Raw genomic sequence first — 25,623 nt, 5'->3', positions numbered from 1 at the left:
ATGACAGATCAAGATACGTCACTTCGATTTGGTGGCATCGGCAGATTATATGGTGACCAACAATTAGCATGGTTAAGTGACGCGCATTTTTGCGTCATAGGCATCGGTGGTGTGGGCAGCTGGGCTGCTGAAGCATTAGCAAGAACTGGTATCGGACATATTACACTGATCGATCTTGACGATATTTGTGTGACGAATATCAACCGTCAATTACACGCAGTGACGCAAACAGTGGGTGAAATTAAAGCAGAGGCAATGAAATCTCGTCTTGAAAGCATCAATCCAAATTGTCAGGTCACGGTAATAGACGATTTTATTACGCAAGAGAATATCAAAGAGTACATTCAAGGCTTTGATTATGTGATTGATTGTATTGATGCTGTAAAAGAGAAAGCGGCACTGATAGCGCATTGTAAGCGTAACAAAATCCCTGTCATTACAACTGGCGGAGCAGGTGGACAAACTGACCCCAGTCAAATTAGTTTTGGGGATGTGGCTAAAACAACTCATGACCCGCTACTTGCTAAAGTACGATATTTACTGCGCAAGCAATATAACTTTACCACTAACCCGAAGCGCAAGTTTGCCGTAGATTGCGTGTATTCTACAGAGCAACTTGTATACCCAACAGGGGATGGTGAAGTGTGCAAAGCGAAACAACAAGCCGATGGCAGTAAAAATATGGATTGTGCGACGGGCTTTGGTTCGGCAACCATGGTGACTGGCAGTTTTGGTTTTTTTGCCGCAGCAAAATCTATACGAAAATACTTAGATAAAAAAGCGCGAGCAAGTAAGTAGCTCCAATTACTGGAGCTTATTTACCTGCTGTTGAATACGTTCGACAATCGCTTTGACACCATTACCTCTCGATGGGCTTAAATGTTTAATTAGGCCCATGTCTTCAAATAGCTGATAAGCGTCGATGTCTTTTGCTTCGTTTGGCAATGTATGGTTGTAGCAGGCCAGAATAATTGCCAATAACCCTTTTACGATACGCGTATCTGAGTCAGCAATAAGCACGAGTCGTTGTAAAGACTCGTCTAGGTCAATGTGTAGCCATACGTTGCTTTCGCAGCCTTTTACAAGCGCTTCAGAGGTCTTCAGTGGCTCTGGCAAATTTGGTAGTTGTTTACCAAGTAACATGATTTCACGGTATTTTGCTTGCCAGCCAGATAAACTGTTTAATTTTTCTTGGATTTGATTGATATCCATTATTCTTCCAACATCTCAATGGTTTCTGTAAGTGCACTGATAAAAGTGTCGATGTCTTGCTGGTTATTATAAAACGCTAGACTTGCGCGAATTGTGCCGGGAATATCTAAATGTGCCATTAAAGGCTGTGTGCAGTGATGACCACTTCTGACTGCCACACCATAGGTGTTTAATAGGGTAGCGATGTCAAAGTGATGCTCGTCTTTGTAGGTAAAACTGACAACACCAATATTATGTGTTGTGTCGCCCCAAATTTTAACACCTGCAATATTTTTTAGATTTGATACCAGATATTGATACAAAGCATGCTCGTGTTCAATCAACGCATCTCGTTCAATATTATTGAGATAATCAAGTGCCGCTCCAAAGCCGAGGACACCGCTGATATTAGGTGTTCCAGGTTCAAACTTTTCAGGTGCTTGCCTAAACGTCGTGTCTGAGAAGCTAACAGTGTCAATCATTTCCCCCCCAGTCTGGTAAACAGGGAGGCTATTGAGCAGATCAAAACGACCGAATAGACCGCCAAGGCCAGTTGGCCCAAGTGCTTTATGAGCCGAAAACACGAAAAAATCACAATTAAGTTGTGTTAAGTCTGGTTTTAAATGCATAAATGACTGGGCACCATCAACGACAGTGATTGTTGAATAGGCTTTTGAGACCTCAATCAGTGATCTGACATCATGAATATTGCCCAGCGCATTCGATGCATGGCAAATACTTAAAATAGTCGGTTTAAGCTCGTGTATGAGCTCAATAGACGCATTGTGGTCTAGCACCCCATCTTTTGACGCGGGTAAAACAACGATTTGAGCACCCGTTCTAGCAGCCGCTTGTTGCCAAGGCACAATATTGGCATGATGCTCAAAAGGGGAGAGCGCTATGACATCATCTTGAGTTAATTTTTCTGATAGACCGTGGGCGATTAAATTAAGAGAGTCAGTTGCACCTTTAGTCCACACTATTTCGTTTCTATGAACATTTAAGTATTGAGCAAGTTTGTCGCGAACAGCTTCATATTTTGTGGTTGCATCAGCGCTAAGCGTATGTGCACCGCGATGTACATTGGCATTCTCAAGCTGATAAAAATGGCTTACTGCATCAATTACACTTTGTGGCTTTTGTGTTGTGGCAGCAGAATCAAAATAACAAAGTGGCTGCTCATCCACTAATTGGTGTAATAAAGGAAAGTCTTTACGAAGTTGCTCAATCAAGATAGTTGCTCATTAAGAACCGGAAACCGCCGAATTTTACCTAATTGAAATTCCCTTGCAAGTCTGAACATTTAAATCAGTAGGGTAAATTGAAAAAGGCAGCTTGTTGCTGCCTTAATTGTGCCTTTAGTGCTCAACTTTTGGAGGGAAGTTGGCGAGAATATCTTTGACGGTATTATTAACCGACTCGGTGCGTTTTTCAGGCGATTGCTTTTTGCGTAATCGACCTTCTTTTGCGCCGCGCCAAACCAGTTGATTTGACGCACTGTCGATAATATCAATAACCAAAGTACCTACTTCGTATTCACGCGCTTGCGTTTGTGTGTGCCAGCCAACACCCCAATAGTTCCAACGTGCAGAATAGCTGGTATTAAAAGTGTCTACGTCAAGCTTTGTATCTACTGCCGCGTGGAAGTTTACCATTACATCCGCTTTAGTGCCTTCAACAAGGGTGATACCATGCTGTGCCATCTCAGTAATAATTGCGTTGCGTACGCGCTTTTCCATCAGTTCACTGATCTGATAATTGTCTGCACCTTTATCAAAATTGGCAGTGTCAGGAGACCAGGAAAAGGTTTTGTAATTGGAAAACTCAACAGATTTATCGTAGTCCCAATCTGGTGTGTTAGAACAAGCACTTAAAACAATTAAACTTAGCGCTACAAGCAGGTTACGAGTCATTTTTTACTCCTTAATTAAGGCTTTTGGCCTTGTAATACTAACTGGACCCTAGTGGATAAGCAAAAACGCCCTAAGATCCAGTTATTAAGACCATTTTAAACTACGAATGTTCCACTTCAATCCAGTCTTTTTCGTCTACCCAGTTTTGGCTGCCTTTATTCACACTGCGAATTGGCACTAGGTAATCACAACTTATTTGTGGCTTAACCGAAGCAAAGATAGGCACAAATCCAAAGCTTAAAGCGGTCTCTATGATTGCTTTTTGGTTTTGTGGGTCGATATCTGCCGCTTCATCAATATAAATTGGTATACGGTACAAGGCTTGCTCTTGATCAGAAAGTAGATAACGAATAAACAACATGCCACACAGTAGCTTAATGGTGATACGCGTACCGTTTGAGCCGGCAGAGTCAATTTTATCAAAATGCTCGGTTTCACCAGCACGATTGACGACTTCAAAGCGGATATCGAACAAATCTGTTAGCGTCAGGCCTGCTTTTTCACTCGCCAGCTTGATAATGTGATCTTTTGCTTCATTTACCGCGTTCTCGTCTGCTTTTGCTTCACTGAGTAAATCAAAACTTTCACCTTGCTCGTAGACTTCTGAGGTACTGATAATAGTATCAATACTGTCAACCAGCATCTTGCGTGGGATAACATTTATCTTAAACGCTTTTAAGTTTGAAATTCGGTGTTGACTTATCCCACGGTTGAAACTGTTCATTTCACGGCGTAAGCGATCTAAGTCTTCTCTCAGGCCTTTAATTGTTGCCGCAACCTCTGTCAGCGCAACACGTGCTTGACGCTCTACCGCATCGCGCTCGTTATCAATATTATGATAGGCGCTGATTAATTTGGCGTATTTTGTCGACTCATCTGATTCGTTATCAAACTTTGTGATGCCCGCATTGTAAATGTGTAAATAGGTATTGCGGACATTCACATCAAGGTTTCTCAGCTCTTGGCAGTCTTTATTGAACTGATGCACAATTTCCGAGAGGTTATCAAAGTCAATTTTAACATCGATAGGGTAAGGGGTTTGCTTACCCTCATAAATCGCCAAGGTATGGTCGATACGCTCAGACTTAACTTGCTTTAAACGATCGCTTTGTCTCAGGATGAGATCTTGTTTGCTCTTGATGATCGAGCGACGATCTGAAATAGATCCCGCATTGCGTTGCACATCTTGTAAATAGTCATCAACTTGCTCGCGTTCAGCCGTTAATTGGTCTTTAAGCGCAAGCTGTGCTTCAGCTGATTGCTGCATCGTTTGGAATTGCTCGAAGCGTTTTAGAGCTTCCTCAGTTGACATAAGTTCTTGATATAATGCATCGCGTTCTTGCTGCTTATCGGCAACGTTTGCAGCAACTTCTCGTTGTTGCTTAAGTTCTGCCAGCGAGCGTTGCAGGGCTTCAAGCTGAGCTTGTAGCTGTGCTTTATTCTCTCCACTTTGCATTTGCACAGGTGCTAGCTTTTTCAGTTTAATGCTGACACCCGGCAGTTTAAGTTCACCGCCTTTTACAGCGTTTGATAGAAGCGCCAAGAAGTCAGCAAATGCATCTTCATCTTCAATTGTGACTTCACCCTGCGAGGTGGTGGCAAAAGACAGCAGATCTGGATTTAAAATTCGTGAAATCTCTTCAACTTCTTTTAGTGAAAGATCCTCACGCATACGCGTAAATAGGTTAAATTCTAAGTTTTTAAGCTGAAGCTTTAAGCTCTTGATTTGCTTTTGCGTTTCACCAATACGATAGTCAAGTGTATGTAAGCTTTGACCTTGTGCGCTGTTAATTGAGAAAGACAGTTGCTCATATTCTTTTTTTAGCAGTGTAAGGTTAGTTTTTAAAGTGGCGTGATTGGTCAGCTCAAACTCAGATTTAAGGGCTTGGTAGTCTGTAAACCACTGCTCAATTTGCGTTTGTTTTCGCTCGATATCACGAGATTGTTGGACATAAAGCTGCTGTTTTTGCTCAAAATCACGCTTTTCTTGTTCGATATTTTCGAGTTGCTCGTTTAGCTCATCAATCTGTGTCGTTTGATATTCATCAAAAGCGATAATCGCTTGGTCAATTTTAGGCGCATATGCAGCTAGCTTACCTTTAATGGTCGCTTCACTTTCGATCATTTGCTCAAGGGCTGCAATGGGCTCTTGCATTGACTCTAGTGCATTGAGCTCTCGCTTAGAGCGATTAACCTTGTCGAATGCGCGGCGCCATACTTCGTAAAAATCGACCTTTGAATTTGACATATGACGTTCAAAAACACGTAACATAAAGCGTTTAACATCATGAGCACCAAGTTTGTGCAGGTTAAGGATACGTCTAAAGATCTCTTTATAGATCGCCGCATCTTGCACATTGTTAAGCGGGATCATTTTAAGGTTAATGTCGCCGTCGTAAGGTGTTGCACCACCAGTTAATAAGGCGTTTAATTCGGCAGCTTTAAGCTCAATCGGCTTAAAACCTTTGTCACCAAGATGATTAAATAATTTGGTATATTTGATGATGCTTTTGCCTTCGGTAAAGTCATCGAGGTTTAATTTGCCGTTATAGCAGAAAAACTGATGCGCATACCCTGCGATTTTACCGAGGCCAGCAACACCAATGACAACGTCACCGTGAGGCAGGTTTGCTTCGAGTAAAATATAAGATTGGTCACTAGAGAAGTAGAACTTTCTGGTTTCTTCTAAGTCGTGACCGTCCCATTCAGTCAAACGTAAGTCATTGACTAGTGGGAATTGTAGTGCATTGATAACAGAGCTTTTACCCGTGTTGTTTGGTGCACAAATAGAAGCACTTTTATCTAATGGTATAACACACTTGGCGTAGCCTGCCGTGTTTAAAAGCGCAAGTTTGCTTAGTCCATATAATTCGCTCATACTTCTTCCTCTAGCGCTTCAAAATTATCTTCATTGACTTCCATTAAGGCGTCGATATATCTATAAACCGGTGCTAACAATACAAAACCACGCTCGGTTTCTTTACAAAGCCCTAATCTCAGCATTCTTAAAAAGACATCTTTTCTTAAATCTGAACCTGAGAAGATCTCTAATTGATCAAATAAGTGTTTGTTAAGTTGGATGAGAGTTTGCATCAGTTCTAAATCGATCTGCTCATCAAAAAGCGCACGCAAGGGATCTTTACCTTGGTTTGCGTAATACTCGATAAGGATAAACACGGTCAAAGCAATCGCGCGGCTGATTTTACCCATGTTAGGTGTGCTTTCATCACTGGCAAGATAATAAAAACCGCGAGCATCATGCTGAAGATCATGGCCAAGTGCTGCGAACAACGCCTGATAAGCTTCAATGTGCTGATCAAGCTCTTGCCAAAGTGTCGTATCTTGTTCACTAATGTGGTAACCACCAGCAAGCTTTTTATTGATAGCTTGCAGCTGTGATAAGTCATTTAGATTAATTTGTGTCATGGTGTTGTACTTATTGCTTTGCTTTTTCAGCGTCGGATTCAGAGTGTTCCGAAGCGCTAAATGGATACAATTTAATTTTGGTATTTGCCAGCTGCATTGATTCTTGAGAATCAGACTGCGTTACCGTGAGATCAGGGTCGCTGATAAGCTTTTGGTATAAAAACAGCATCTCATCGGCCTCTAAATTCGGGTAGCTGTCACTTAAAAATCCGAGTAGGGCAGTGCGCTTTTTACCGCTTGTAGAAAACGATTTTTTAACATCCTGATAATCGGGGATGTTGGGACTTTGGTATACTGGTACATCGTTGTGATCTGGCAGCTGATATTCTTCATGCTCAAATTCCGCAAGACTTGCCATGTAAGCAACCATATGGCGTTTTTGACCAAGATTAAAACGTTGGATATCCGATACAAAATCTGGCTGCACAGGAGTGAGCATGCGGTCGACACCATTTTTACGAATAAGCCCCAACACTTTGGCTGCCTGACGGGTAATTAAGGTATTGCGCCGGAGCTCTTCACGCAGCGGCATCAGCATATCTGCGCTTTTACCTAAGCTTTCACGACCGATTAAGTGCATGTCTAAAATTCGCGTTCTCAATTGCTCTAACATACGTTTATCATGTGCGCCACGACCAAGCTGTTCAATTTGACTTATTTGCTCGCTGATCTGAAATTCAATTTGGCTAAAGCATGCTTGGAAAGGACCATGAATGTCGACCATTTCAAGCATGGGCTCAATATACTCATCAAATGCTTCTATTACAGCTTGATAGCGTCGTTTGAGTGATAAGTTACTGTGATCAGATTTTGCTTGTTCGACCAAGTTGAGAATTGCGCTTTCGTTGTGTTGATAAAGCTTTACAATTTTTCTTACTCGTTCATCCATTATCCGGCTGAATCGTCTTAGCTCACTGTGGTCGCCTTCATTGCCAGCCTGAGATAGTCGCTCGCCTAGGCGTTGCAAATCTTTCACCAATACAGTGATCTCTTCGGCTAAGCCTAAGTGTTCTTCTTGTAATAAAAAACTTGCAAAATCAGCAACTGCACGATTGATTTCAAGTTGAGAAGATTTGGCCAGTGGAATAATAATTTCTTGATTTAAGAGTCTATTAGTCTCTTTGTAAATTCGCTCACTTGACCAGTTCGGATTTTTTAATTTTATTAAGTTTTGTACATCTTTTATACTGAAATCGGACATTTTAAAGCGTTTAAATAACAGCTCCAAAACACTCCAATGCTCATTTAATGTATTAAGAACTTTTTTAGCTGGGATCATAACTTTCCAGTTTGTATCATTTTTGTGACATCGCTAGTTCACTAATTTGTCATAAAGTGTAATTAGCGATAGCAGTCACTTGCCCATAGTGTTAGACTCCGCGCCGATTTACATCGCCCTTTACAAAAATTACATTTTATTACAGGTTGTTTACGCGTATGGTCACTTCCATAATCCTAACCCTAATAGCGCTAGCTTTTGTGCTTATCGTTATAGAGGATATTATCCATGTAAACAAGGCCAAAACGACGCTTTTTTTTGGCACTTTATGTTGGATTATCGCTTTTATATCTCCAATTCATGGTGAAAGCTCAGAAACTATACAACATCAGTTAGATCATAACATTTTAGAAATCGCGACCTTATGGCTTTTTTTAATGGCTGCGATGACCTTTGTTGCTTATCTAAACTCCAAAGGCTTTATTCAAAATATTGTGCATCGGATCATGCCTGAGCAAATCAGTGAGAGAAAGTTAATGTTTCTCGTCGGCGCATTTGCATTTGTTTTTTCTTCGATTTCAGACAATATTACAGCGACTTTAATTTCGTTGGCAGTTGTCATGTCCTTGAAGTTGGACGCTAAAAAGCTTGTTAAGTATGCCACATTAATCATATTTAGCGTAAATTCTGGCGGTGTCTCTTTAATTACCGGTGATGTGACGACCTTAATGATATTTTTAGCTGGTAAAGTCACTATCCCTGATTTATTGCTGTTGGTGATGCCAGCTATTGTAAGTGTATTTGCGCTGGCTGCGATGTTATCCATTGGCATGAATGAGCAGTTGTATTTTGCTCGCCAAGAAGTGAGAAGAATCGAAAAAACAGACATCACCATAGCTGTTATTTTTATGTCTACTGTGCTTGCGACATTGTATTTAAGTGTCCAGTACCAAGTACCGCCTATGTTGACGTTTTTGTTTGGCTTGTCTTTTATGTTTTTAGTCGCGCAGTTTCTTATGCGTAAAAAGGACGTCAACAAAAAGATTATTGATTACATACGAGAGATAGAATATGACACGCTGCTTTTCTTCGTAGGAGTGTTGTTGTTAGTGGGCGCGCTTAAAGAAGTTGGCGTATTGAGCATGTTTACTGAGCTATACCAATATTTGGCACCAGAATATGCGAATTACTTAGTCGGATTATTGAGCGCGGCGGTCGATAATGTGCCACTCACAGCAGCTTTACTAAAAGCGCAGATAGAAATGACCCCTCAGCAATGGCTAACCTTTACGTATGCAACAGGCGTTGGAGGCTCGATGCTTATTATCGGTTCTGCCGCAGGGATCATAGCAATGAGCAAAGTAAAGGCACTGACTTTCATGAGTTATTTAAAAATGGTGTTATATCTACTTGTTGCGTACACCATTGGTTATGCGGGTTCATTTTATATGGGACAACTCATCTAAATAAATTTTTTGACGTCTAGGTACAAAATTGCTTGACACCTAGACGTCTAAAAGATAGTTTTTAAAGGCCTGCTCCAGTAGCAGGCTTTTATTTTGCTATTGTTCAGCTTAGAACGCGCAAAATAGACAGAAGAGGTGCGATGCTTAGGTAGCTTGTTCGAGGACACGACATCCAACGACAGCAAGTGAGGGAAGTATTCGCCGAGGAAAGTGATTGGTCGTTACAATGACTTTTCGGTTTACGGGGTTGAATCCTCGGAACTGTCACCGATTATTGGTGGAGAGCTTCTGGCAGTGGTTTTTCAATGTAGTTCTATATCCTCTTGCCAATGAGTTCTCCTTATTTTTATGACAGCACCAATGTTGTCACAAGGAGATAAAATGAATTCCCAGTATGTAGTTGCTAAGTTTGGTGGTACAAGTGTTGCCGACTACACAGCTATGCATCGTTGTGCGCAAATAATAAATGATGATCCGAGTGTTCGAGTAGTCGTAGTCAGTGCGAGTGCAGGTGTTACCAATCACCTAGTTGAGTTGGTACAACAAAAGGCCGATGAGACTCAACGACAAACACTGGTTGACGCTGTAATGCAAATTCAGCGGCGCATATTGGAGCATGTGACACTTGATGCTGATTTACAGTCTGGTTTTGACGGCACATACAAAGAATTCAAAGAAATAGCGCTGTTACCTGCTTTAAGCACACAACAATGCGATGAAGTATTGAGCTTTGGTGAGCGTTTCTCATCCTATATTTTTACCCAAGTGCTGCGTAACTTAGGGGTCAGTTCAGTGCGTTTTGACATCAGAGAAGTTTTAAAGACAGATGATAATTTCTCCAAGGCGACACCAGACATTGCAGCAACAGCGGCTGCAGCGTCAGAAAACTTAAAGCCATTGCTTGAGGAGCACGTTGTAGTGACCCAAGGGTTTATTGGCAGTGATAAATATGGACAGACGACCACACTTGGCCGTGGTGGTTCTGATTATAGTGCTGCGCTTATTGCAGAAGCAATCAGTGCACACAGTGTACATATATGGACAGATGTGGTTGGCATATTTAGCACAGACCCTAGGTTATGCAGTAAAGCAAAACCAATTGCTAGGCTGAGCTTTGATGAAGCTGCTGAAATGGCGACTTTTGGTGCAAAAGTGTTGCATCCTGCGACGATTCTACCTGCAAGCCGCAAAGGTATTTCGGTATTTGTTGGTTCGAGCAAAGCACCTGAGCAAGGTGGAACTTGGATTGAAAAAGAAACACAATCTCAATCTGGGATAAGAGCTGTTACACAGCGCAAAAATCAAATTCTATTGACCTTGAAGAGCCCTGAAATGCTGCTAGCAAGTGGCTTTTTAGCAAAAATATTTACCATACTCAGTAACTATAATATTTCCGTTGACCTTGTCACGACTTCTGAAATCAGCGTTGCGCTGACATTAGACAACGCGCCAAATGCTTCGCGCCCAGAATTGGATCAAGCTTGCCTTGATGAGCTAGGTGAGTTTTGTCACGTGTCAGTCGAAAATAATTTAACGCTAGTTGCCATGATAGGCTCAGAGATTCAGTTAAGAGGGGGAGATGACTGCTTGGTTGATGTGTTATCTGAATTTGATATTCGTTTGATTTGTCATGGAGCCAGCCGCCATAATTTATGTTTCTTGGTTGAACAGTCGAAATCGGATTCAGTGGTGAAAGCAATTCATCAAAAATTATTAGAAGCAGCGTAAACGCATCTTAATTGAAGAGAGTATACATGTGTTCCGTATACTCTCTCTTTACATTGCTGGAATGACATAATTTTATAACAAATATTAATGATAAAGTTGCAATAAAAGACTTAAAGTGACAAGCTTATCTAAGAGGGGAATATTTACACTGAGGGTGACTTATGCAGTATCAAGATATTTATGAGTTTTGGTTTGTTACATGTTCAGAGCAGGATTGGTGGCAAAAATCTTCGGCATTTGATCAGAAAGTAAAAAGTCAATTTTCAATTCTCCACAAAATGGCACACAACGGTGAGCTTGAAAAGTGGCGTGAAACGCCCGTTGGTTCATTGTGTGAGATTATCGTGTTAGATCAATTTCCAAGAAATATGTATCGTGATACACCACTCGCTTTTGCCAGTGATGCGTTAGCCTTGAGCCTCTCACAGCAGGCAATAGAGAAAGGCTTTGATAAAGCATTGAATGATACCGAGGTTGGCTTTTTGTATATGCCTTTCATGCATAGTGAAAGTGCAGTTATTCATCGTCAAGCAGAAGTGTTGTTCAGGGAGCTGCCTGGTTATGAGTTTGAATTAGCACATAAAAAGATTATTGATAGATTTGGACGTTATCCGCACAGGAATGATATTCTTGGTCGCGTTTCAACAGATGAAGAGTTGGAATTTTTGCAGCAGCCTGGTTCAAGCTTTTAACTGTTGTTTTTAATTCATCAATCTACTTTTGGAGTTCCTGTAACAGGGTTGTAATGCTCGCATTCTTCGTTTAAAAAGGTATAATCGCGGGCCACAACAATAATTATATTTGTGTTCAATTATGGCTCAGGTACGTGATGGTTTCCAAAGTCGTCTTGGCTTTGTTCTAGCGGCGGCAGGTGCTGCTGTTGGTTTAGGTAATATTTGGGGCTTCCCTACGCAAGCTGCCAATCATGGCGGTGGTGCATTTTTACTCGCATATTTTATAGTTATCTTTTTACTGGCATTGCCAGCTTTATATACTGAGCTCTATCTCGGTCATCAAGCGCAAGCAAATCCTGTGAAAGCATTAAAACAAGCATGGCAAGAAAAGCAACCACGAGTGGGCGCTACAGCAGGCTATGTGGGTTTAGCTGGCGCGATTGTGATGCTGAGTTTTTACTCCATTGTGGCGGGGTGGATGCTCGCACACTCTATTGAGCCCGTCACGTCTATGTTAGGCTTAGACGCTGCGAGCCAGTTTTTGACGGGTGACTCTACCCATAGAAACTTTATTTTCACGCCTTTAATGTTGTTATTAACAGCTGCGATTATTCTCAAAGGTGTCAAATCGGGTATTGAGACGTGGTCACGTCGTTTAATGCCTTTGTTACTGCTACTTTTATGCTGTTTGATTGCCTATATGGCGACACTAGAAGGCGCTGAAGAGGGATTTAGAGCATACTTAGTGCCTGATTTTAGCAAAATCACAGATCCTGATTTAATCATCGCGGCAATGGGCCAAGCGTTCTTTTCTTTATCGCTCGGCGTAGGTTGTATGATGATTTACGGCTCATATTTAAAACCAAATGAAAATCTACCAAAGCTGACTTTTAGCGTTGCTATGCTAGACACAGGCGTGGCATTTTTAGCAGGCTTATTGATTATCCCGGCCATTTTTGTTGCGCAGCAAAATGGCGTTGAAGTATTTCAAGATGGCAAGCTCGCTGGAGAAGGGCGGCTTATTTTTGCAATTCTACCTGAGCTTTTCTCAAGTATGGGCCAAATTGGTATTTGGGTTGGTTTAACGTTTTTTGTATTAATGTCAATTGCTTCTCTGACCTCGACAATTTCGTCAACAGAGATACCAGTATCATTCTTAGTTGAAAACCACGGTATGGAACGAAAGAGCGCGACTTGGGTAGTGACGTTGGTTATTTTACTGTGTTCTAGTCTGATCATCTTGAATTTCGACTGGCTGTTTGGTTTAGTGATTTCAGTGTTTACTCGCTACCAGCTTCCTCTGATGGGCTTGTTCTATTTTGTGACAGTTGGTTGGATGTGGAAACGAGGTAATAAATTGACCGAGAATGCAACCGGCTTACAATACTGGTTTGCGCAATATCTTCGTTTTGTCTGCCCTGTCTTAATGACGGCAGTATTTGTCAATGTTGTTGTGAACAAATAAGCTAAGCTTTAAAGAAAAAAGCGCAGCCTGGCTGCGCTTTTTTTGTATTTAGATTTACACAATATTGGGTGTATGGGTTTTATTCTTGAGTGCGTATAGGTTTTTAACCGTCGTCATGGCGATTTCGGTTAATGCTTCTTGAGTAAAGAAACCTTGATGACCTGTGATTAACACGTTGGGAAACCCACTTAGTCTTACAAAGGTATCATCTTGAATAATCTCTTCACTACGGTCTTTGAAGAAAAGCTCTGATTCTTGCTCATACACATCAAGACCTAAATAACCAATTTTTCTTGCTTTTAGAGCGGCAATACAGGCATGTGTGTCAATTAATGCACCACGACTGGTGTTGATCAACATAACGCCGGATTTCATTTTATTGAAGGCGGCTTCATCGATTAAGTGGTGTGTCGTTTCAGTGAGGGGGCAATGCAGGGAAATAATGTCGCTTTGTTCTAACAGCATCTCCAAAGAAACCTGTGTGTAAGAACCCTCACCGATATTTGGATCATATACAAGCGTGTGTGCACCAAACCCATTTAAAATAGAAACAAGCGCTTGGCCTATTTTTCCACAGCCAATGAGACCGACTGTTTTGTTATGAATGTTAAACCCTAATAAACCGTTGAGATCAAAGTTTTCCTCTCTGACACGGTTATAGGCCTTATGCGTTTTTCTGGATAATGTCAGAATAAGTGCCATGCAATGTTCAGCAACCGCTTCGGGGCTGTATGAGGGAACCCTGACTACTTGAATCCCTAGTGCATGTGCAGATTCAATATCCACATTGTTATAACCTGCGCACCTCAATGCGACAAATTTAACCCCAAGCTCTGCCAAGTCACTCAACACGCAGGCGTTAAGATCATCGTTTACAAAGACACACACTGCGTCATAGCCTGAGGCCAAAAATACGGTATCTCTATTTAAGCTGTTTTCTATATAGCTTATCTCAATACCGCTGAACTTTGAGATAGCGCTGGAAAAAAATGGGTGTTCATATTTTTGCGAACTGAAGAGTGCTACTTTCATCTTGCAACTGACCCTCGATGATCTGCTTTAAAGACTCTGGTTTGGTACGTGGTGCATAGCGAGAGAGCAGCTCACCATCTGTACCAATTAAAAACTTAGTGTAATTCCACTTTATCGCTCGATTCTGTGCAATGCCACGAGTATGTGACTTCAGATAATTAAATAAAGGGTGAGCATCGGGCCCGTTTACTAACGTTTTTTCTGCAATTTTAAAGCTTAAGTTAAAGTGTGATTGATAAAACTCTTTGAGCATTTCGTTTTCTAACGGCTCATTCTTACCAAACTGATTACATGGAAACGCAATGATCTCTAACCCTTTTTTGTTATATTTACGATACATTTTTTCTAGGGCGGTAAGCTGTGGTGTAAAACTGCATTTGCTAGCTATGTTCACCAAAATAACAGGCCTGTCTTTTAACGACTTTAAAGCAAGCGTCTCACCTGTAAGTAATTTAACACTGTATCTGTAAATATTTTCCATGCTGCAAGGTTCCGTGCATATAACGAGTTCTATTAATGTTCTTCATGTGGCGCTTTTGTATAGTCCACTGACTGCTTTTGAGGTGAAATCCCCTCCATTGTTAAAGCATAGCAGTCATTTTGGTCAATTTTATGTCAAGTCAGTTTAAAATTAACGGAAAGTACACAATTGCAGATAGGTTTGATTTTGATTGCAGGGCAAAGTGCCACGGGGGTGGCACCGAAATGGCTTAAACTAAGCGCTTGAGCAAACTTGAGGTATCCCAGCGGTTTCCGCCCATTTTTTGCACATCTGCATAGTATTGGTCGACTAATGCTGTTAAAGGTAGGGTAGAGCCATTCTTTTTTGCTTCATCTAGCGCAATAGCTAAGTCTTTTCGCATCCAGTCAACGGCAAAACCATGCTCGTAATGGTCATCCAACATACTCTTATGGCGGTTTTCCATTTGCCAGCTACCCGCTGCACCTTTTGAAATGACTTCAACAACCGCTTCGCAATCAATATTGGCATTTTGACCAAACTGTAGAGCTTCTGCAAGGCCTTGAACAACACCTGCGATACAAATTTGATTCATCATTTTTGCTATTTGACCAGAGCCCACATCTCCAAGTAGTTTAGAGAAGCGCGCATAAGCTGTCATGACAGGCTCAACTTGGTCATAGGTGTCTTTGTTACCACCACACATAATGGTGAGTTGACCATTGACGGCGCCAGCTTCTCCGCCAGAGACTGGTGCATCAATAAAACCGATATTTTTAGCTTCACACGCTGAGAATAGCTCGCGAGCAGCATCAGCAGATGCTGTGGTGTGGTCAACTAAAATGGTATTTTCTTTCATTGATTTCAGCACGCCGTCTGCACCCTTAGTGACTTCACGCAGATCGTCGTCATTGCCTACACAAACAAATACAATATCTGCGTTGCTAGCGGCAAGTGCCGGTGTAGTTGCGAGTTGACCCGAGTATGCGTCTACCCAAGCCTGTGCTTTGCTCGTGGTACGGTTATATACGGTGACGTTATATCCTTGATTTGCTAAGTGTCCAGCCATTGGGAACCCCATTACACCAAGACCAACAAAAGCAACATTTTTTTTATTTGAAGTCATATTTTACAATCCAGTTGTGGCGAATAACTCGATTGTAACTTAAGTAGAGGATTTGTGGCTGAATATTTTGCATGAAGATGTGAATAGGTCATGCTTTTAAATGGAAAAGTTAATGTAGAGTAGCTTCAATATTAAGCTACTCTACATGCAATGAAGTTAAGACTTGGTTGTACTTAAGTTTTCCTCAAGGTCTTTTGCTGCATTTGGGTCATTAAACACAGAGTGATCTAATTCACCTTCTGATTTAGCTACAACGCAAGTTACCATACAATCGCCAGTGACATTTACAGCGGTTCGTGTCATATCTAATAATCTATCTACACCCATGATAATTGCGATGCCCTCTACAGGCAGACCAACTTGATTTAATACCATTGCCAGCATGATTAGTCCAACGCCAGGTACGCCGGCTGTCCCTACAGATGCTAATGTCGCGGTTAAAATAACCATGAGGTAATCACTCAAGGTTAAGTCTACAGCAAATACTTGCGCGATGAACACGGTGGCGACACCTTGCATGATTGCTGTGCCATCCATATTAATGGTTGCACCAAGAGGAACCGTGAAAGATGCCACAGAGTTTTTTGCACCCAGCTTTTTAGTTGCTGTCTCTAGCGTAACAGGCATGGTTGCACTTGAGCTTGAAGTACTAAACGCAAACATACATGCATCTTTCATTTTTGTTAAGAAAATGACTGGATTGAGGCCTGTTAAGGTCTTAAGCAAAACGGTGTAATTGACAAGTGCATGGAAGAACAGTGCCGCGACAACCACTAAGAAGTATTTACCAAGTTCGACAATGAGCCCCATCTGAATATCAGTAAATAGCTTAGCCATTAAACAAAATACACCATAAGGCGCTAAGTTCATCAGTAAAGTAACCAATTTTAGGATAACGGTATTTAAGTCATCAAATACAGCTGCAACGCGCTTACCTGGTTCACCACTAAGTGCCATCGCGATACCGAAAAGTAGGGCAAACACGATGACCTGTAACATATTGCCACTGGCCATTGCGTCAATCGGGTTAGTTGGGAACATACCAATAATGACTTGCGCAAGCGTTGGCGCTTCTTTGGCATCAAAGCTGCTTGTTGTTGGCATATCAATGCCCGCACCTGGGCTAACTAACAGTGCCAGGGAAATCGCAACAGTGATGGCAATGGCTGTAGTCGTTAGATAAAGTAAAATTGATTTTCCACCTAAACGTCCTAACTTTTTGGGGTCACTTAAGCTGCATGTTCCACAGACCAGCGATATAAATACCAGAGGTACTACAAGCATCTTTAAACTTGCTATAAAAATCTGTCCGCCAATGTGGAATATCCCATCGACGAAAAAGCCTCTAACAGGAAATTCTGCAAACCCTAGTGGGATTAGAAACTCTGGTTCACCTGCAAGGATTTGCTGCAGAATTATACCGACACCAATACCCGCGATCATGGCTATCATGATACGGGTTGTGAGGCTAAATTTATTATTATCAGTCATTGTTTTGGAGACGCCCTAAAACTTCTTGTTGTTAAAATGGTTATAGCCTAACAGGATGGCTCAAAATGAACAAAAAAAATTGTCTTCTACTACGAAAAAATTGTGATGTTTTGTCTGGTTTTGAGTTAACATTGTGCAAATAACTCTAATTTTAAATTGTGCGAGGGAGAACTGCGGATGTTTTCAATGCGTTGGTTTAGCACCATATTTATGATATTCCTTCTAACAGCCTGTGGCGGAGGTGGCTCAATTGAGAAAAGCTCCTCTGGTGACGGCGGTACTGATACAGACGATTATGCACTGGCATTAAGTCTTAACTCTCCAAGTGGTTCTTCCGAGCTAAGTGTTTCAAATCCGATTCAAGTTCAGGCCAAAGTAACTAAAGATGGTCAAGCTCAAGCTGATAGGTTAGTCAAATTTGTTGGGGATGAATTCTCTGAATTTAATGGCTCGTCATCAGTTTTAACCAATAGTGAAGGTATTGCTATTGTTGGTATTGTTGCAAACAGTAACCAAGGGGCGGGTGCCATAACTGCATCTTTTGATGTGAATAGTCAAACTCTTACTCAAAGTATCGAATACGCAGCGATGGGCGATGGGGGCATTCAAATTGCACTTGAGTTCAAAGATGCCAGTGGTAATGAAATCAATACTGAAAACAAACTGGCCGGAGAAGATGCGGCAACAGTAATGGCGACTTTGACAAATAATGGTGTCGCTCTATCTAACCAGTTATTAACCTTCACATTTGACGAACTGATAAGCACATCCAGTAATGGTAAAATCGTCACGAATGCCAATGGTCAAGCCAGTGTGCAAGTGAATGCCACGCAGCAAGTCGGTGCGGGGACTATTTCTGTCACTTATGAAGATGCGTCAACAGCCTTAAATTTTGCGTCTGAAGGTTATGAGTTCTTCAATCGTCAAGTTTATGATTTGTCTGTTGTGGGATTAGACGCGCAAGGCCAAGAAACCAGTGAGCTATCGCTTAATACACCAATCGCAATTCGTGCCACGTTGACACTTAATGGTAAGCCTGTAGCTGATGAGCCACTCACGTTTAGTGTTGATAAAGCACTTATCGGCACTGTGACAAACGTATTGAAGACTGACAGTAACGGTTCTGTGACATTCAACTTAATTGATAACAATGAATCTGGTGTAGGGATATTAAATGTATCCTTTGATGCGCCTGGCGATGTTGAAGATGTGTCTTCTGCATTTAGCTTTGAAAGTGAAGGGGATGGCGGTTTACAGCTGAGTGTATCTATTGCAGATTCAACCGGTGCGCTTATCTCTGATCAAAACAGGCTTGGTACAGGAAAAAATGGTTCTGTAACAATCTTGCTTGAAGATAACGGCCAGCCTTTGTCCGATGTGATAGTGACTGTAAATGGAGGCACTAAAGCGGTAACAATTCCTTCAGATGGCAAAGTGGCGACTAATCAACAGGGGCAAGCGATTTTGACACTTGTGCCTAATACGTTGTCTGGCGTTGATACACTGACTGTAACTTATGCGACTGAGTCAGAAACGGTGACTCGTACTGTAAATTATCATTCTAATGGTGATGAATTTTTCGGTATAGAAAAGTATGAAATTGCACTTACTGGTGAAACCGCAAGCGGTGCAACTTCAAATCAGTTGTCATTTTCGAATCCACTTACAGTCCGTGCTTTATTGACGCTCAACGGCTCACCCGTATCTGGTCAAAACATCAATTTCACGGTTAATGATAAAGGCTTGTTATCGAGCAGTGTTTTGGAAACTGGTACGGACGGCTTTGCTGCGGTGGTATTAAGTGAAAACAATGTTGATGGTGCGGGGGTTGTCACTGCAACTTATACGACAGAAGATAATGTCGTTATCACGAAGGCGTTTAATTTTATCAGCGCCGGTGACGGTGGACTGCAAATGACGTTGACGGTTAACGACCAAACCACTGATAAAAACCCGATAAGTCAACAAAATCCGCTTAACGGCACGACTCGAGGAATGATTGAAGTTACGCTTTCTAATAATGGCACTTTGGTGAGCGGTGCAATTGTCAACGTTTCCGCTGGTGGAAAAGCAGTAACGGTACCTTCAGATGGGCAAGCCGTGACCCAATCCAATGGGCAAGCATCGTTAGAGCTTGTTGCTAATAAAGAGACTGGTATAGGTCAACTGTCTGCGACTTATACAGATCCTGTCACCTCGGAGACTGTAACTGAGCAGTATATCTACTATTCAGAGGGGGATCCTGACTTCAGCGACTCTGAGTTCGAGTTATCAATTGTTGCACGTAACGCCTCGGGCATTGAATCTAACGAGCTATCAGGTGACTCTGAATTGACGCTAAGTGCGACTCTATTACAAAACGGTTCTGCGTTTGAAAATCAGCTCATCCAATTTTCAGTCAATGAATTTGGTACTTTAGACCCTCAATCTGGCTCTGTTTTAACAAATTCATCTGGCGTTGCTGTTATTAAGTTAAAAGACAACTCGGTACAAGGGGCGGGCAGAGTGACTGCCACATTTACCTCAAGCAGTGGCGTGAATGTATCGCGCAGTTTCAACTTTAATAGCCAAGGCGATGGCGGCTTACTATTGGTTATTGAGTCAATCATAGGTAGTAACGGCCAGGCAATTTCACAAGATAATGTGATTAGTAAAGACCAAATAGGCGTAGTCACAGCACGGTTGACTGAAGATGGGCAACCGGTGACCAAGTCATTGGTTACGTTCACGGTAGATGACGTTGCAACTATGGATCCGGAAAGTGGACGTGCAGAGACTGATAGTGAAGGTAGGGCTCAGGTTAATTTATTGACAACACGTGTTGCGGGTGTCGGTGAAGTCTTTGCCGAGTATGAAGGACTTAGAACGAACAATGCCTTGTTCCACTCTAAAGGTGATGCTGAAACGATAGATGGCAATTACAGTTTTGATATTCAGTTGCTGACAGGTTGTAACGACGATTGGGATTCGGTTCGAAATGATATCAATAACCCGATAGATCCCATTACTGGCGGTTGTACTATTGTGACAAGTGTAGATTCCAGTGTGATCCCTGAGTTATTTATCCGTATAACACCTGTAACAGATGATGCAGAAGACGTTGACAATCAAATCATTGAAATCACCACTGATAAAGGGCAGGTGTTGCCTAGTTCAGGTAAAGTACTTACAGATGTCAATGGAATTGCATTACTGAAATTGCAGCCCGGTGACAGTGACGGTGCTGGGACAATTAGTGTGAGTTTTGATAATGAAACAGCTACGGAGAACTTCTCTGTGGGTATACAAGAATTGTATTTGCAGCTGACAGCAGAATTACCATCTTCACCAACGTCTGAGCAACCTCTGCCTGAATTAGATTCAGGTGACAGTTTCATTATTACGGCGCAAGTTTATACGGATGAAGCATTGACTGAACTTTATCAACAACCTGTTGATATTGGCTTTTCGTCAATTTGTGCAAGCCAACAGCCAGCCGGCACATTAGCTACTATTGACAGTCCAGTTCGTTCGCAAGCAGGTGTAGCAACTTCAACGTACAGAGCAAGTGGTTGTAATGGTAATGATACAATCACAGCGAGTATCTCAGCTGCTGATCCAGCCAGTTATGCATTCTTCGTTAATACCGCGCCAGTGCAGTCATTGAAGTTTATAAGTGCAAGTAACCGCTTTATCGGCCTACCACCTGCAACAGGCGGTGTACCGGTAACATCTACGATTACATTCCAGTTGATTGATACTGACGATAACCCGTTGCGTCAAAAGCAAATTGAATTTAGATTTGCAGATTTGACTGGGGAAGCGACTTTAAATACGTATAAAGGCAACACCGATAGCAATGGTGAAGCAAAGACCTTAATCGAAGGCGGTGTGGTCCCTGGTGGGCTGGTTGTTGAAGCGTGTTACCTGCCAGATGATGCTATCGAAGCCGCAGCGCAAAACCTGCAATTTCCTACCTGCTGGCAGTCGAAGATTGACCAATGTACAGCCGATCCTAGCTTAGAGTTTTGTGAGCTACCAGATAACTTATCTAACGGGTTTACGCTTATCCCAGCTGGAGATCAAATCAATGCGGTTTCTTCTGGTGTTATATTATCGTCGGGTGTGCCTGACCAAGATAGTTTTGATGCAGCGCCGGAGAAGTTTATTCTTAATACTCAAAACTATATAGGTGTCACGGCAAATATTAGCGTTTTCTTTGGCGATCAGTTTAATCAACTATCTAAAGATGACCTAGTTGCGAATGTGCAAGCTGAAGCAGGGGTTATCGGCAATATTGACGGTTCAGGTGGTGATGAATCTTATCAATGCTTTGCGGATAAAGGGCGTTGCCAAGTACAATGGCGCTCTCAAGGTGAATTGCCATTTACGGACCCTAAATGGCTTAACCGAATCGGTGATGTATGTGACACTTATAAAGGTGCCCCTGTGCCATGTATAGGAGACTATCCAGAGACGGTGACCGACGGTGGTGTAACTAGAACAGTGGTGCGCGGTGCCCGTGTGACGATACTTGCGACAGCAAAAGGGCAGGAAAATTTCCACGATAAGCCGTCTACAGATACGATACAACGCAAGAATGGCCTATTTGATATTGGTGAGTTTCAGCCGCTGAATGATGATTTACCAGAAGCGTTTGCTGACTTTAATGGTAATAACCAATTTGATGCGGTTGACTGTGTAGCAAATAATGACGACCCAGCTACAGATCCTTGTGAGCCAACACTCAGTAACGGTGGGCACAACGAATTTTATTTAGATGCCAACAATAATGGCGTGTACGATGGGCTCCCGGATGATCCTACAACGGGCATATACAATGGTTTACTGTGTGGTCAGGCTGCAGAAGAAGCTGGACAGTGCAGTAAGGATTTAGTCGATATTAGGAAACAATTTGAAATTGTTGCGTCAAGCGATGTGGTTTATACGCGTTTTGTCGTTAATAAATCTCATATTAACGGTGGAACCTGTAGCAACGATGTCGGTAGAATTGATCCTGGAGATCTAGATTCAGACATTGTGACTTTCCCTAAGGAAGGTTTATTTGGGCTAGAGGACACTGAAAATGCCGATTACTGTGATATTGATGGCATTATGCTCGGCGACTTTGATAATGATAATGAAAATGAAACTGACTCAGTCACGGTTGAAATTTACTTTTCAGATTTATATGGCAACTCATTGCCTGAAGGAACTGAAATTAACATCGCTACAACCAACGGCGTAGTAAATATCATTGAATTATCTAGTACTGTTTACTTTAGTGGCGGTTTTGATCGCGGTAAAGCGGTTGTTCAAGTGACGCCAGAGACGTCAGCGAATAGCCAAGATACTGGTAACTTAACTATCACGTTTGAAATTCCCAGTCCATCGGATGATGGAGAAACTATCACAAGAACCAAGTCAATAATTATCCAAGACAACGGTTAAGATTGTGAGTGAAAAGGGCCTTTTTTAAGGCCCTTTTTTATTAACGCTTGAATTTCCTAATATATCCGCTATATTCGCCTTTTTAATGAGTCCAGAGATGCAATTGAGCAAAATAGCAGCAAATGTTGCTTAATAAATCGCTGTTCAGATAAAAGTTAGAATGAAAAGCTTGTAACAATAGGTGTTTGTGGATATACCTATAAATAATAACGCCCAATGGGGCACAACAGACAGAATTAGTCAAAATAGGCAAATATGGGCAAATCGCTAGTAATCGTAGAGTCTCCCGCAAAGGCCAAAACTATTAATAAGTATTTGGGAAAAGACTACATTGTGAAATCCAGTGTGGGTCATGTTCGTGATCTACCAACGTCAGGTGCGGGCAAAACTAAAGGTGTTGCTACTAAGTCTCCGGCTGAAGTACGTAAAATGTCACCTGAAGAAAAGGCGGCATATCGCAAACAAAAGGACTACGCTAATTTAGTTGCAAGAATGGGTATAGACCCAGAGAAAGGCTGGGAACCGCACTATGAAGTGTTACCAGGCAAAGAAAAAGTTGTTCAAGAGCTCACTAAGCTTGCACAGGATGCTGACCATATCTATCTCGCAACCGATTTGGATAGAGAGGGAGAAGCAATTGCATGGCACCTTGAAGAGATCATTGGTGGTGATGCATCTAAGTATAAGCGTGTGGTATTCAATGAGATAACAAAAAATGCTATTCAGCAGGCGTTTGAAGCACCAGGACAACTCAATACTGATATGGTTTATGCACAACAGGCGCGTCGGTTCTTAGACCGTGTTGTTGGTTTCATGGTTTCACCATTGCTGTGGCAAAAAGTTGCAAGAGGCTTATCTGCGGGCCGTGTACAGTCAGTTGCTGTTCGTTTGTTGGTTGAGCGTGAGCGCGAAATTAAAGCTTTTATTCCTGAAGAGTTCTGGGATATCCATGCAGACACTAAGTTGGCGGCGACAGATGTAAGATTTGCTGTTACTAAATACCAAGGCCAAGCATTTAAACCTGTAAACGAGAAAGAAGCGCTCAAAGCGGTTTCAGAAATTGAAAACGCGAGCCTGTCTGTTGTTAAAGTAGAAGAAAAGCCAAGTAAAAGTAAGCCAAGTGCGCCTTTTATTACTTCAACAATGCAGCAAGCAGCGAGTACACGTTTAGGCTATGGCGTAAAGAAAACCATGATGTTGGCTCAGCGTTTATATGAGGCTGGTTTCATTACGTATATGCGTACTGACTCGACAAACTTGTCTAATGACGCTGTAGAAATGTGTCGTGATTACATTCAAGGCAACTTTGGCGACAAGTATTTACCTAAAGCACCAATTAAATACAGTGCGAAAGGTAATGCACAAGAAGCGCACGAAGCAATTCGTCCTTCTGATGTAAACGTGTTGTCGGGACATGTTGAAGGTGTTGATGCAGATGCTAAAAAACTATATGAGCTAATTTGGCGTCAGTTCGTTGCTTGTCAAATGACACCGGCGGAATATGACCTAACTAATATCACGCTAGGTGCGAATGATTACACGCTTAAAGCACGTGGTCGAGTACTGAGGTTTGATGGTTGGACAAAGGTACAACCGGCAGTTCGCAAGAAGAGCGAAGAAGAGCAAGCTCTGCCGGCTGTGACGGTTGGTGACAGCGTTGACCTTGTGAGCCTAGATCCTAAGCAGCACTTTACTAAACCACCAGCAAGATATAGTGAGGCAAGTTTAGTTAAAGAGCTAGAAAAACGTGGAATTGGTCGTCCATCGACGTACGCTGCCATTATTTCGACAATTCAAGAGCGCGGTTATGTACGTGTTGAGAATAGACGCTTCTTTGCTGAAAAGATGGGCGAAATCGTCACAGATCGTTTAGTTGAGAACTTTAATGATCTAATGAATTTTGACTTTACCGCCAAAATGGAGGGTCGTCTTGATGATATTGCTGAGGGTGAGCGAGAGTGGACACAAGTATTAGATAAGTTTTATGCAGACTTTTCAAATCAACTTGAGTTAGCTGGTCAAGATGAAGCCGAAGGTGGCATGCGTCAAAATGTCATGGTTGAAACAGACATTGACTGCCCTACGTGTGGCAGAAAAATGGGTATTCGTACTGCTTCAACGGGAGTATTCCTAGGGTGTACAGGTTATAACTTACCACCAAAAGAGCGTTGTACGACGACAATGAATCTGATCTCTGGCGATGAAGCAATCGATGCGGATGTTGAAGATGCTGAAACAGAGAGCCTGAGACAAAAGAAACGCTGCCCAATCTGTGAAACAGCGATGGACTCATACTTAATTGATGAGACTCGCAAAATTCATGTTTGTGGTAATAACCCTGCATGTGGCGGTTATGTCGTGGAGCAGGGCACATTCAAAATTAAGGGCTATGATGGCCCTGTCATTGAATGTGACAAGTGCGGTGCAGACATGCAGCTTAAGTCAGGTCGTTTTGGTAAGTACTTTGGCTGTACTAAAGAAGAGTGTAAAAATACCCGTAAGTTATTGAAAAATGGTGAGCCTGCGCCACCGAAAGAAGATCCGGTTCCGTTACCAGAGCTAGAGTGTGAGAAGTCAGATGCACACTTTGTCCTACGTGACGGTGCGTCAGGTATCTTTTTAGCAGCGCATACTTTCCCTAAATCAAGGGAGACTCGAGCGCCAAAAGTTGCTGAGCTGAAGAGATTTAGAGATAGAATATCTCCTAAGTTTTATTATTTGGCAGATGCGCCAGAAAAAGACGGTGACGGCAATTTAGCGGTTGTGAGATATTCTCGCAAAACGAAGACACAATATGTCATGACGGAAGTTGAAGGGAAAGCCACTGGCTGGAAAGCAACGTTTGTTGAAGGCAAATGGGTCGAAGAAGAGAAAAAGCGCAAGAAGTAATGAGTAAAGGCCAGCAAACGCTGGCCTTTTTCTTTATAGCGATTGCCATAATGTCTGAACAGTTCAGCCCAAGTGCACACCTTAAATTAGCCACAATGTAGACTCTTCTTGTT

The 25,623-nt window shown here is 42.1% G+C and carries 17 protein-coding genes and 1 riboswitch; of the genes, 7 read left to right on the top strand and 10 right to left on the bottom strand.

Annotated features, from left to right (window positions below):
- Entirely contained in the window at positions 1-798 is a 798-nt protein-coding gene (gene tcdA, locus N473_RS14515; protein WP_063368536.1) for a tRNA cyclic N6-threonylcarbamoyladenosine(37) synthase TcdA, read from the top strand.
- A gap of 6 nt (positions 799-804) precedes the next feature.
- Here tcdA and N473_RS14510 read toward each other — a convergent pair whose 3' ends face one another.
- The 6 genes from N473_RS14510 to N473_RS14485 form a co-directional block, all read right to left on the bottom strand.
- Positions 805-1,212, bottom strand: coding sequence for a SufE family protein (locus N473_RS14510; RefSeq protein ID WP_063368535.1), 408 nt, complete (start codon positions 1,210-1,212; stop codon positions 805-807).
- Positions 1,212-2,423, bottom strand: coding sequence for an aminotransferase class V-fold PLP-dependent enzyme (locus N473_RS14505; RefSeq protein WP_231099575.1), 1,212 nt, complete (start codon positions 2,421-2,423; stop codon positions 1,212-1,214). The genes N473_RS14510 and N473_RS14505 overlap by 1 nt, the downstream gene beginning before the upstream one ends.
- Positions 2,424-2,549: 126 nt before the next feature.
- Complete coding sequence (locus N473_RS14500; protein WP_063368533.1) at positions 2,550-3,104, bottom strand: DUF4136 domain-containing protein; 555 nt, start codon at positions 3,102-3,104, stop codon at positions 2,550-2,552.
- Positions 3,105-3,204: 100 nt separating this feature from the next.
- Positions 3,205-5,982, bottom strand: coding sequence for a hypothetical protein (locus N473_RS14495; RefSeq protein ID WP_063368532.1), 2,778 nt, complete (start codon positions 5,980-5,982; stop codon positions 3,205-3,207).
- Complete coding sequence (locus N473_RS14490) at positions 5,979-6,530, bottom strand: condensin complex protein MksE (protein ID WP_063360832.1); 552 nt, start codon at positions 6,528-6,530, stop codon at positions 5,979-5,981. The genes N473_RS14495 and N473_RS14490 overlap by 4 nt, the downstream gene beginning before the upstream one ends.
- 10 nt (positions 6,531-6,540) lie before the next feature.
- Positions 6,541-7,809: a hypothetical protein gene (locus N473_RS14485; RefSeq protein WP_063368531.1), complete on the bottom strand. Its 1,269-nt coding sequence runs from the start codon at positions 7,807-7,809 to the stop codon at positions 6,541-6,543.
- Positions 7,810-7,967: 158 nt separating this feature from the next.
- Between N473_RS14485 and nhaD the strand changes: the two genes are divergently transcribed.
- The 4 genes from nhaD to N473_RS14465 all read left to right on the top strand — a co-directional run bounded on the left by nhaD (position 7,968) and on the right by N473_RS14465 (position 13,082).
- A complete protein-coding gene (nhaD, locus tag N473_RS14480; RefSeq protein ID WP_063368530.1) occupies positions 7,968-9,215 on the top strand; it encodes a sodium:proton antiporter NhaD in 1,248 nt (415 codons plus the stop codon).
- A gap of 122 nt (positions 9,216-9,337) precedes the next feature.
- Positions 9,338-9,511, top strand: a riboswitch (Lysine riboswitch).
- A gap of 85 nt (positions 9,512-9,596) precedes the next feature.
- A complete protein-coding gene (gene lysC, locus N473_RS14475; protein ID WP_063368529.1) occupies positions 9,597-10,943 on the top strand; it encodes a lysine-sensitive aspartokinase 3 in 1,347 nt (448 codons plus the stop codon).
- 161 nt (positions 10,944-11,104) lie between these two features.
- Complete coding sequence (locus tag N473_RS14470; RefSeq protein ID WP_063368528.1) at positions 11,105-11,635, top strand: DUF924 family protein; 531 nt, start codon at positions 11,105-11,107, stop codon at positions 11,633-11,635.
- A 121-nt stretch (positions 11,636-11,756) separates the two neighbouring features.
- Positions 11,757-13,082, top strand: a complete 1,326-nt coding sequence (locus N473_RS14465) for a sodium-dependent transporter (protein ID WP_063368527.1) — start codon at positions 11,757-11,759, stop codon at positions 13,080-13,082.
- Between the two features lie 54 nt (positions 13,083-13,136).
- On the opposite strand, the gene N473_RS14460 is transcribed toward N473_RS14465, so the two are convergent.
- The 4 genes from N473_RS14460 to N473_RS14445 form a co-directional block, all read right to left on the bottom strand.
- Positions 13,137-14,114 (bottom strand): 2-hydroxyacid dehydrogenase, encoded by a 978-nt coding sequence (locus N473_RS14460; RefSeq protein ID WP_063368526.1) that lies wholly within the window; start codon positions 14,112-14,114, stop codon positions 13,137-13,139.
- The gene (locus N473_RS14455) at positions 14,080-14,595 is read right to left on the bottom strand and encodes a glutathione peroxidase (protein WP_039609897.1); all 516 of its coding nucleotides are present in this window, start codon (positions 14,593-14,595) and stop codon (positions 14,080-14,082) included. The genes N473_RS14460 and N473_RS14455 overlap by 35 nt, the downstream gene beginning before the upstream one ends.
- Before the next feature lie 229 nt (positions 14,596-14,824).
- Complete coding sequence (locus tag N473_RS14450; protein ID WP_063368525.1) at positions 14,825-15,700, bottom strand: NAD(P)-dependent oxidoreductase; 876 nt, start codon at positions 15,698-15,700, stop codon at positions 14,825-14,827.
- A gap of 156 nt (positions 15,701-15,856) precedes the next feature.
- Positions 15,857-17,191, bottom strand: coding sequence for a dicarboxylate/amino acid:cation symporter (locus tag N473_RS14445; RefSeq protein WP_063368524.1), 1,335 nt, complete (start codon positions 17,189-17,191; stop codon positions 15,857-15,859).
- Between the two features lie 177 nt (positions 17,192-17,368).
- Between N473_RS14445 and N473_RS14440 the strand changes: the two genes are divergently transcribed.
- Together N473_RS14440 and topA are read left to right on the top strand one after the other, a co-directional pair.
- Entirely contained in the window at positions 17,369-22,621 is a 5,253-nt protein-coding gene (locus N473_RS14440; RefSeq protein WP_063368523.1) for an Ig-like domain-containing protein, read from the top strand.
- 255 nt (positions 22,622-22,876) lie between these two features.
- Entirely contained in the window at positions 22,877-25,510 is a 2,634-nt protein-coding gene (topA, locus tag N473_RS14435) for a type I DNA topoisomerase (protein WP_063368522.1), read from the top strand.
- Positions 25,511-25,623: the final 113 nt, after the last annotated feature.

The sequence above is a fragment of the Pseudoalteromonas luteoviolacea CPMOR-1 genome (genome assembly GCF_001625685.1).
Lineage (GTDB): Bacteria > Pseudomonadota > Gammaproteobacteria > Enterobacterales > Alteromonadaceae > Pseudoalteromonas > Pseudoalteromonas luteoviolacea_K.
This window is presented reverse-complemented; position numbering and strand designations above follow the sequence as displayed.

Excerpts from the sequence above, each read along its gene's own strand:
- N473_RS14470 (WP_063368528.1), top strand. The coding sequence starts at position 11,105 with ATGCAGTATCAAGATATTTATGAGTTTTGGTTTGTTACATGTTCAGAG.
- N473_RS14490 (WP_063360832.1), bottom strand. The coding sequence starts at position 6,530 with ATGACACAAATTAATCTAAATGACTTATCACAGCTGCAAGCTATCAAT.
- N473_RS14455 (WP_039609897.1), bottom strand. The coding sequence starts at position 14,595 with ATGGAAAATATTTACAGATACAGTGTTAAATTACTTACAGGTGAGACG.
- N473_RS14485 (WP_063368531.1), bottom strand. The coding sequence starts at position 7,809 with ATGATCCCAGCTAAAAAAGTTCTTAATACATTAAATGAGCATTGGAGT.
- lysC (WP_063368529.1), top strand. The coding sequence starts at position 9,597 with ATGAATTCCCAGTATGTAGTTGCTAAGTTTGGTGGTACAAGTGTTGCC.
- N473_RS14450 (WP_063368525.1), bottom strand. The coding sequence starts at position 15,700 with ATGACTTCAAATAAAAAAAATGTTGCTTTTGTTGGTCTTGGTGTAATG.
- tcdA (WP_063368536.1), top strand. The coding sequence starts at position 1 with ATGACAGATCAAGATACGTCACTTCGATTTGGTGGCATCGGCAGATTA.
- N473_RS14460 (WP_063368526.1), bottom strand. The coding sequence starts at position 14,114 with ATGAAAGTAGCACTCTTCAGTTCGCAAAAATATGAACACCCATTTTTT.
- N473_RS14500 (WP_063368533.1), bottom strand. The coding sequence starts at position 3,104 with ATGACTCGTAACCTGCTTGTAGCGCTAAGTTTAATTGTTTTAAGTGCT.
- N473_RS14465 (WP_063368527.1), top strand. The coding sequence starts at position 11,757 with ATGGCTCAGGTACGTGATGGTTTCCAAAGTCGTCTTGGCTTTGTTCTA.
- N473_RS14445 (WP_063368524.1), bottom strand. The coding sequence starts at position 17,191 with ATGACTGATAATAATAAATTTAGCCTCACAACCCGTATCATGATAGCC.
- nhaD (WP_063368530.1), top strand. The coding sequence starts at position 7,968 with ATGGTCACTTCCATAATCCTAACCCTAATAGCGCTAGCTTTTGTGCTT.
- N473_RS14440 (WP_063368523.1), top strand. The coding sequence starts at position 17,369 with ATGTTTTCAATGCGTTGGTTTAGCACCATATTTATGATATTCCTTCTA.
- N473_RS14495 (WP_063368532.1), bottom strand. The coding sequence starts at position 5,982 with ATGAGCGAATTATATGGACTAAGCAAACTTGCGCTTTTAAACACGGCA.
- N473_RS14510 (WP_063368535.1), bottom strand. The coding sequence starts at position 1,212 with ATGGATATCAATCAAATCCAAGAAAAATTAAACAGTTTATCTGGCTGG.
- topA (WP_063368522.1), top strand. The coding sequence starts at position 22,877 with ATGGGCAAATCGCTAGTAATCGTAGAGTCTCCCGCAAAGGCCAAAACT.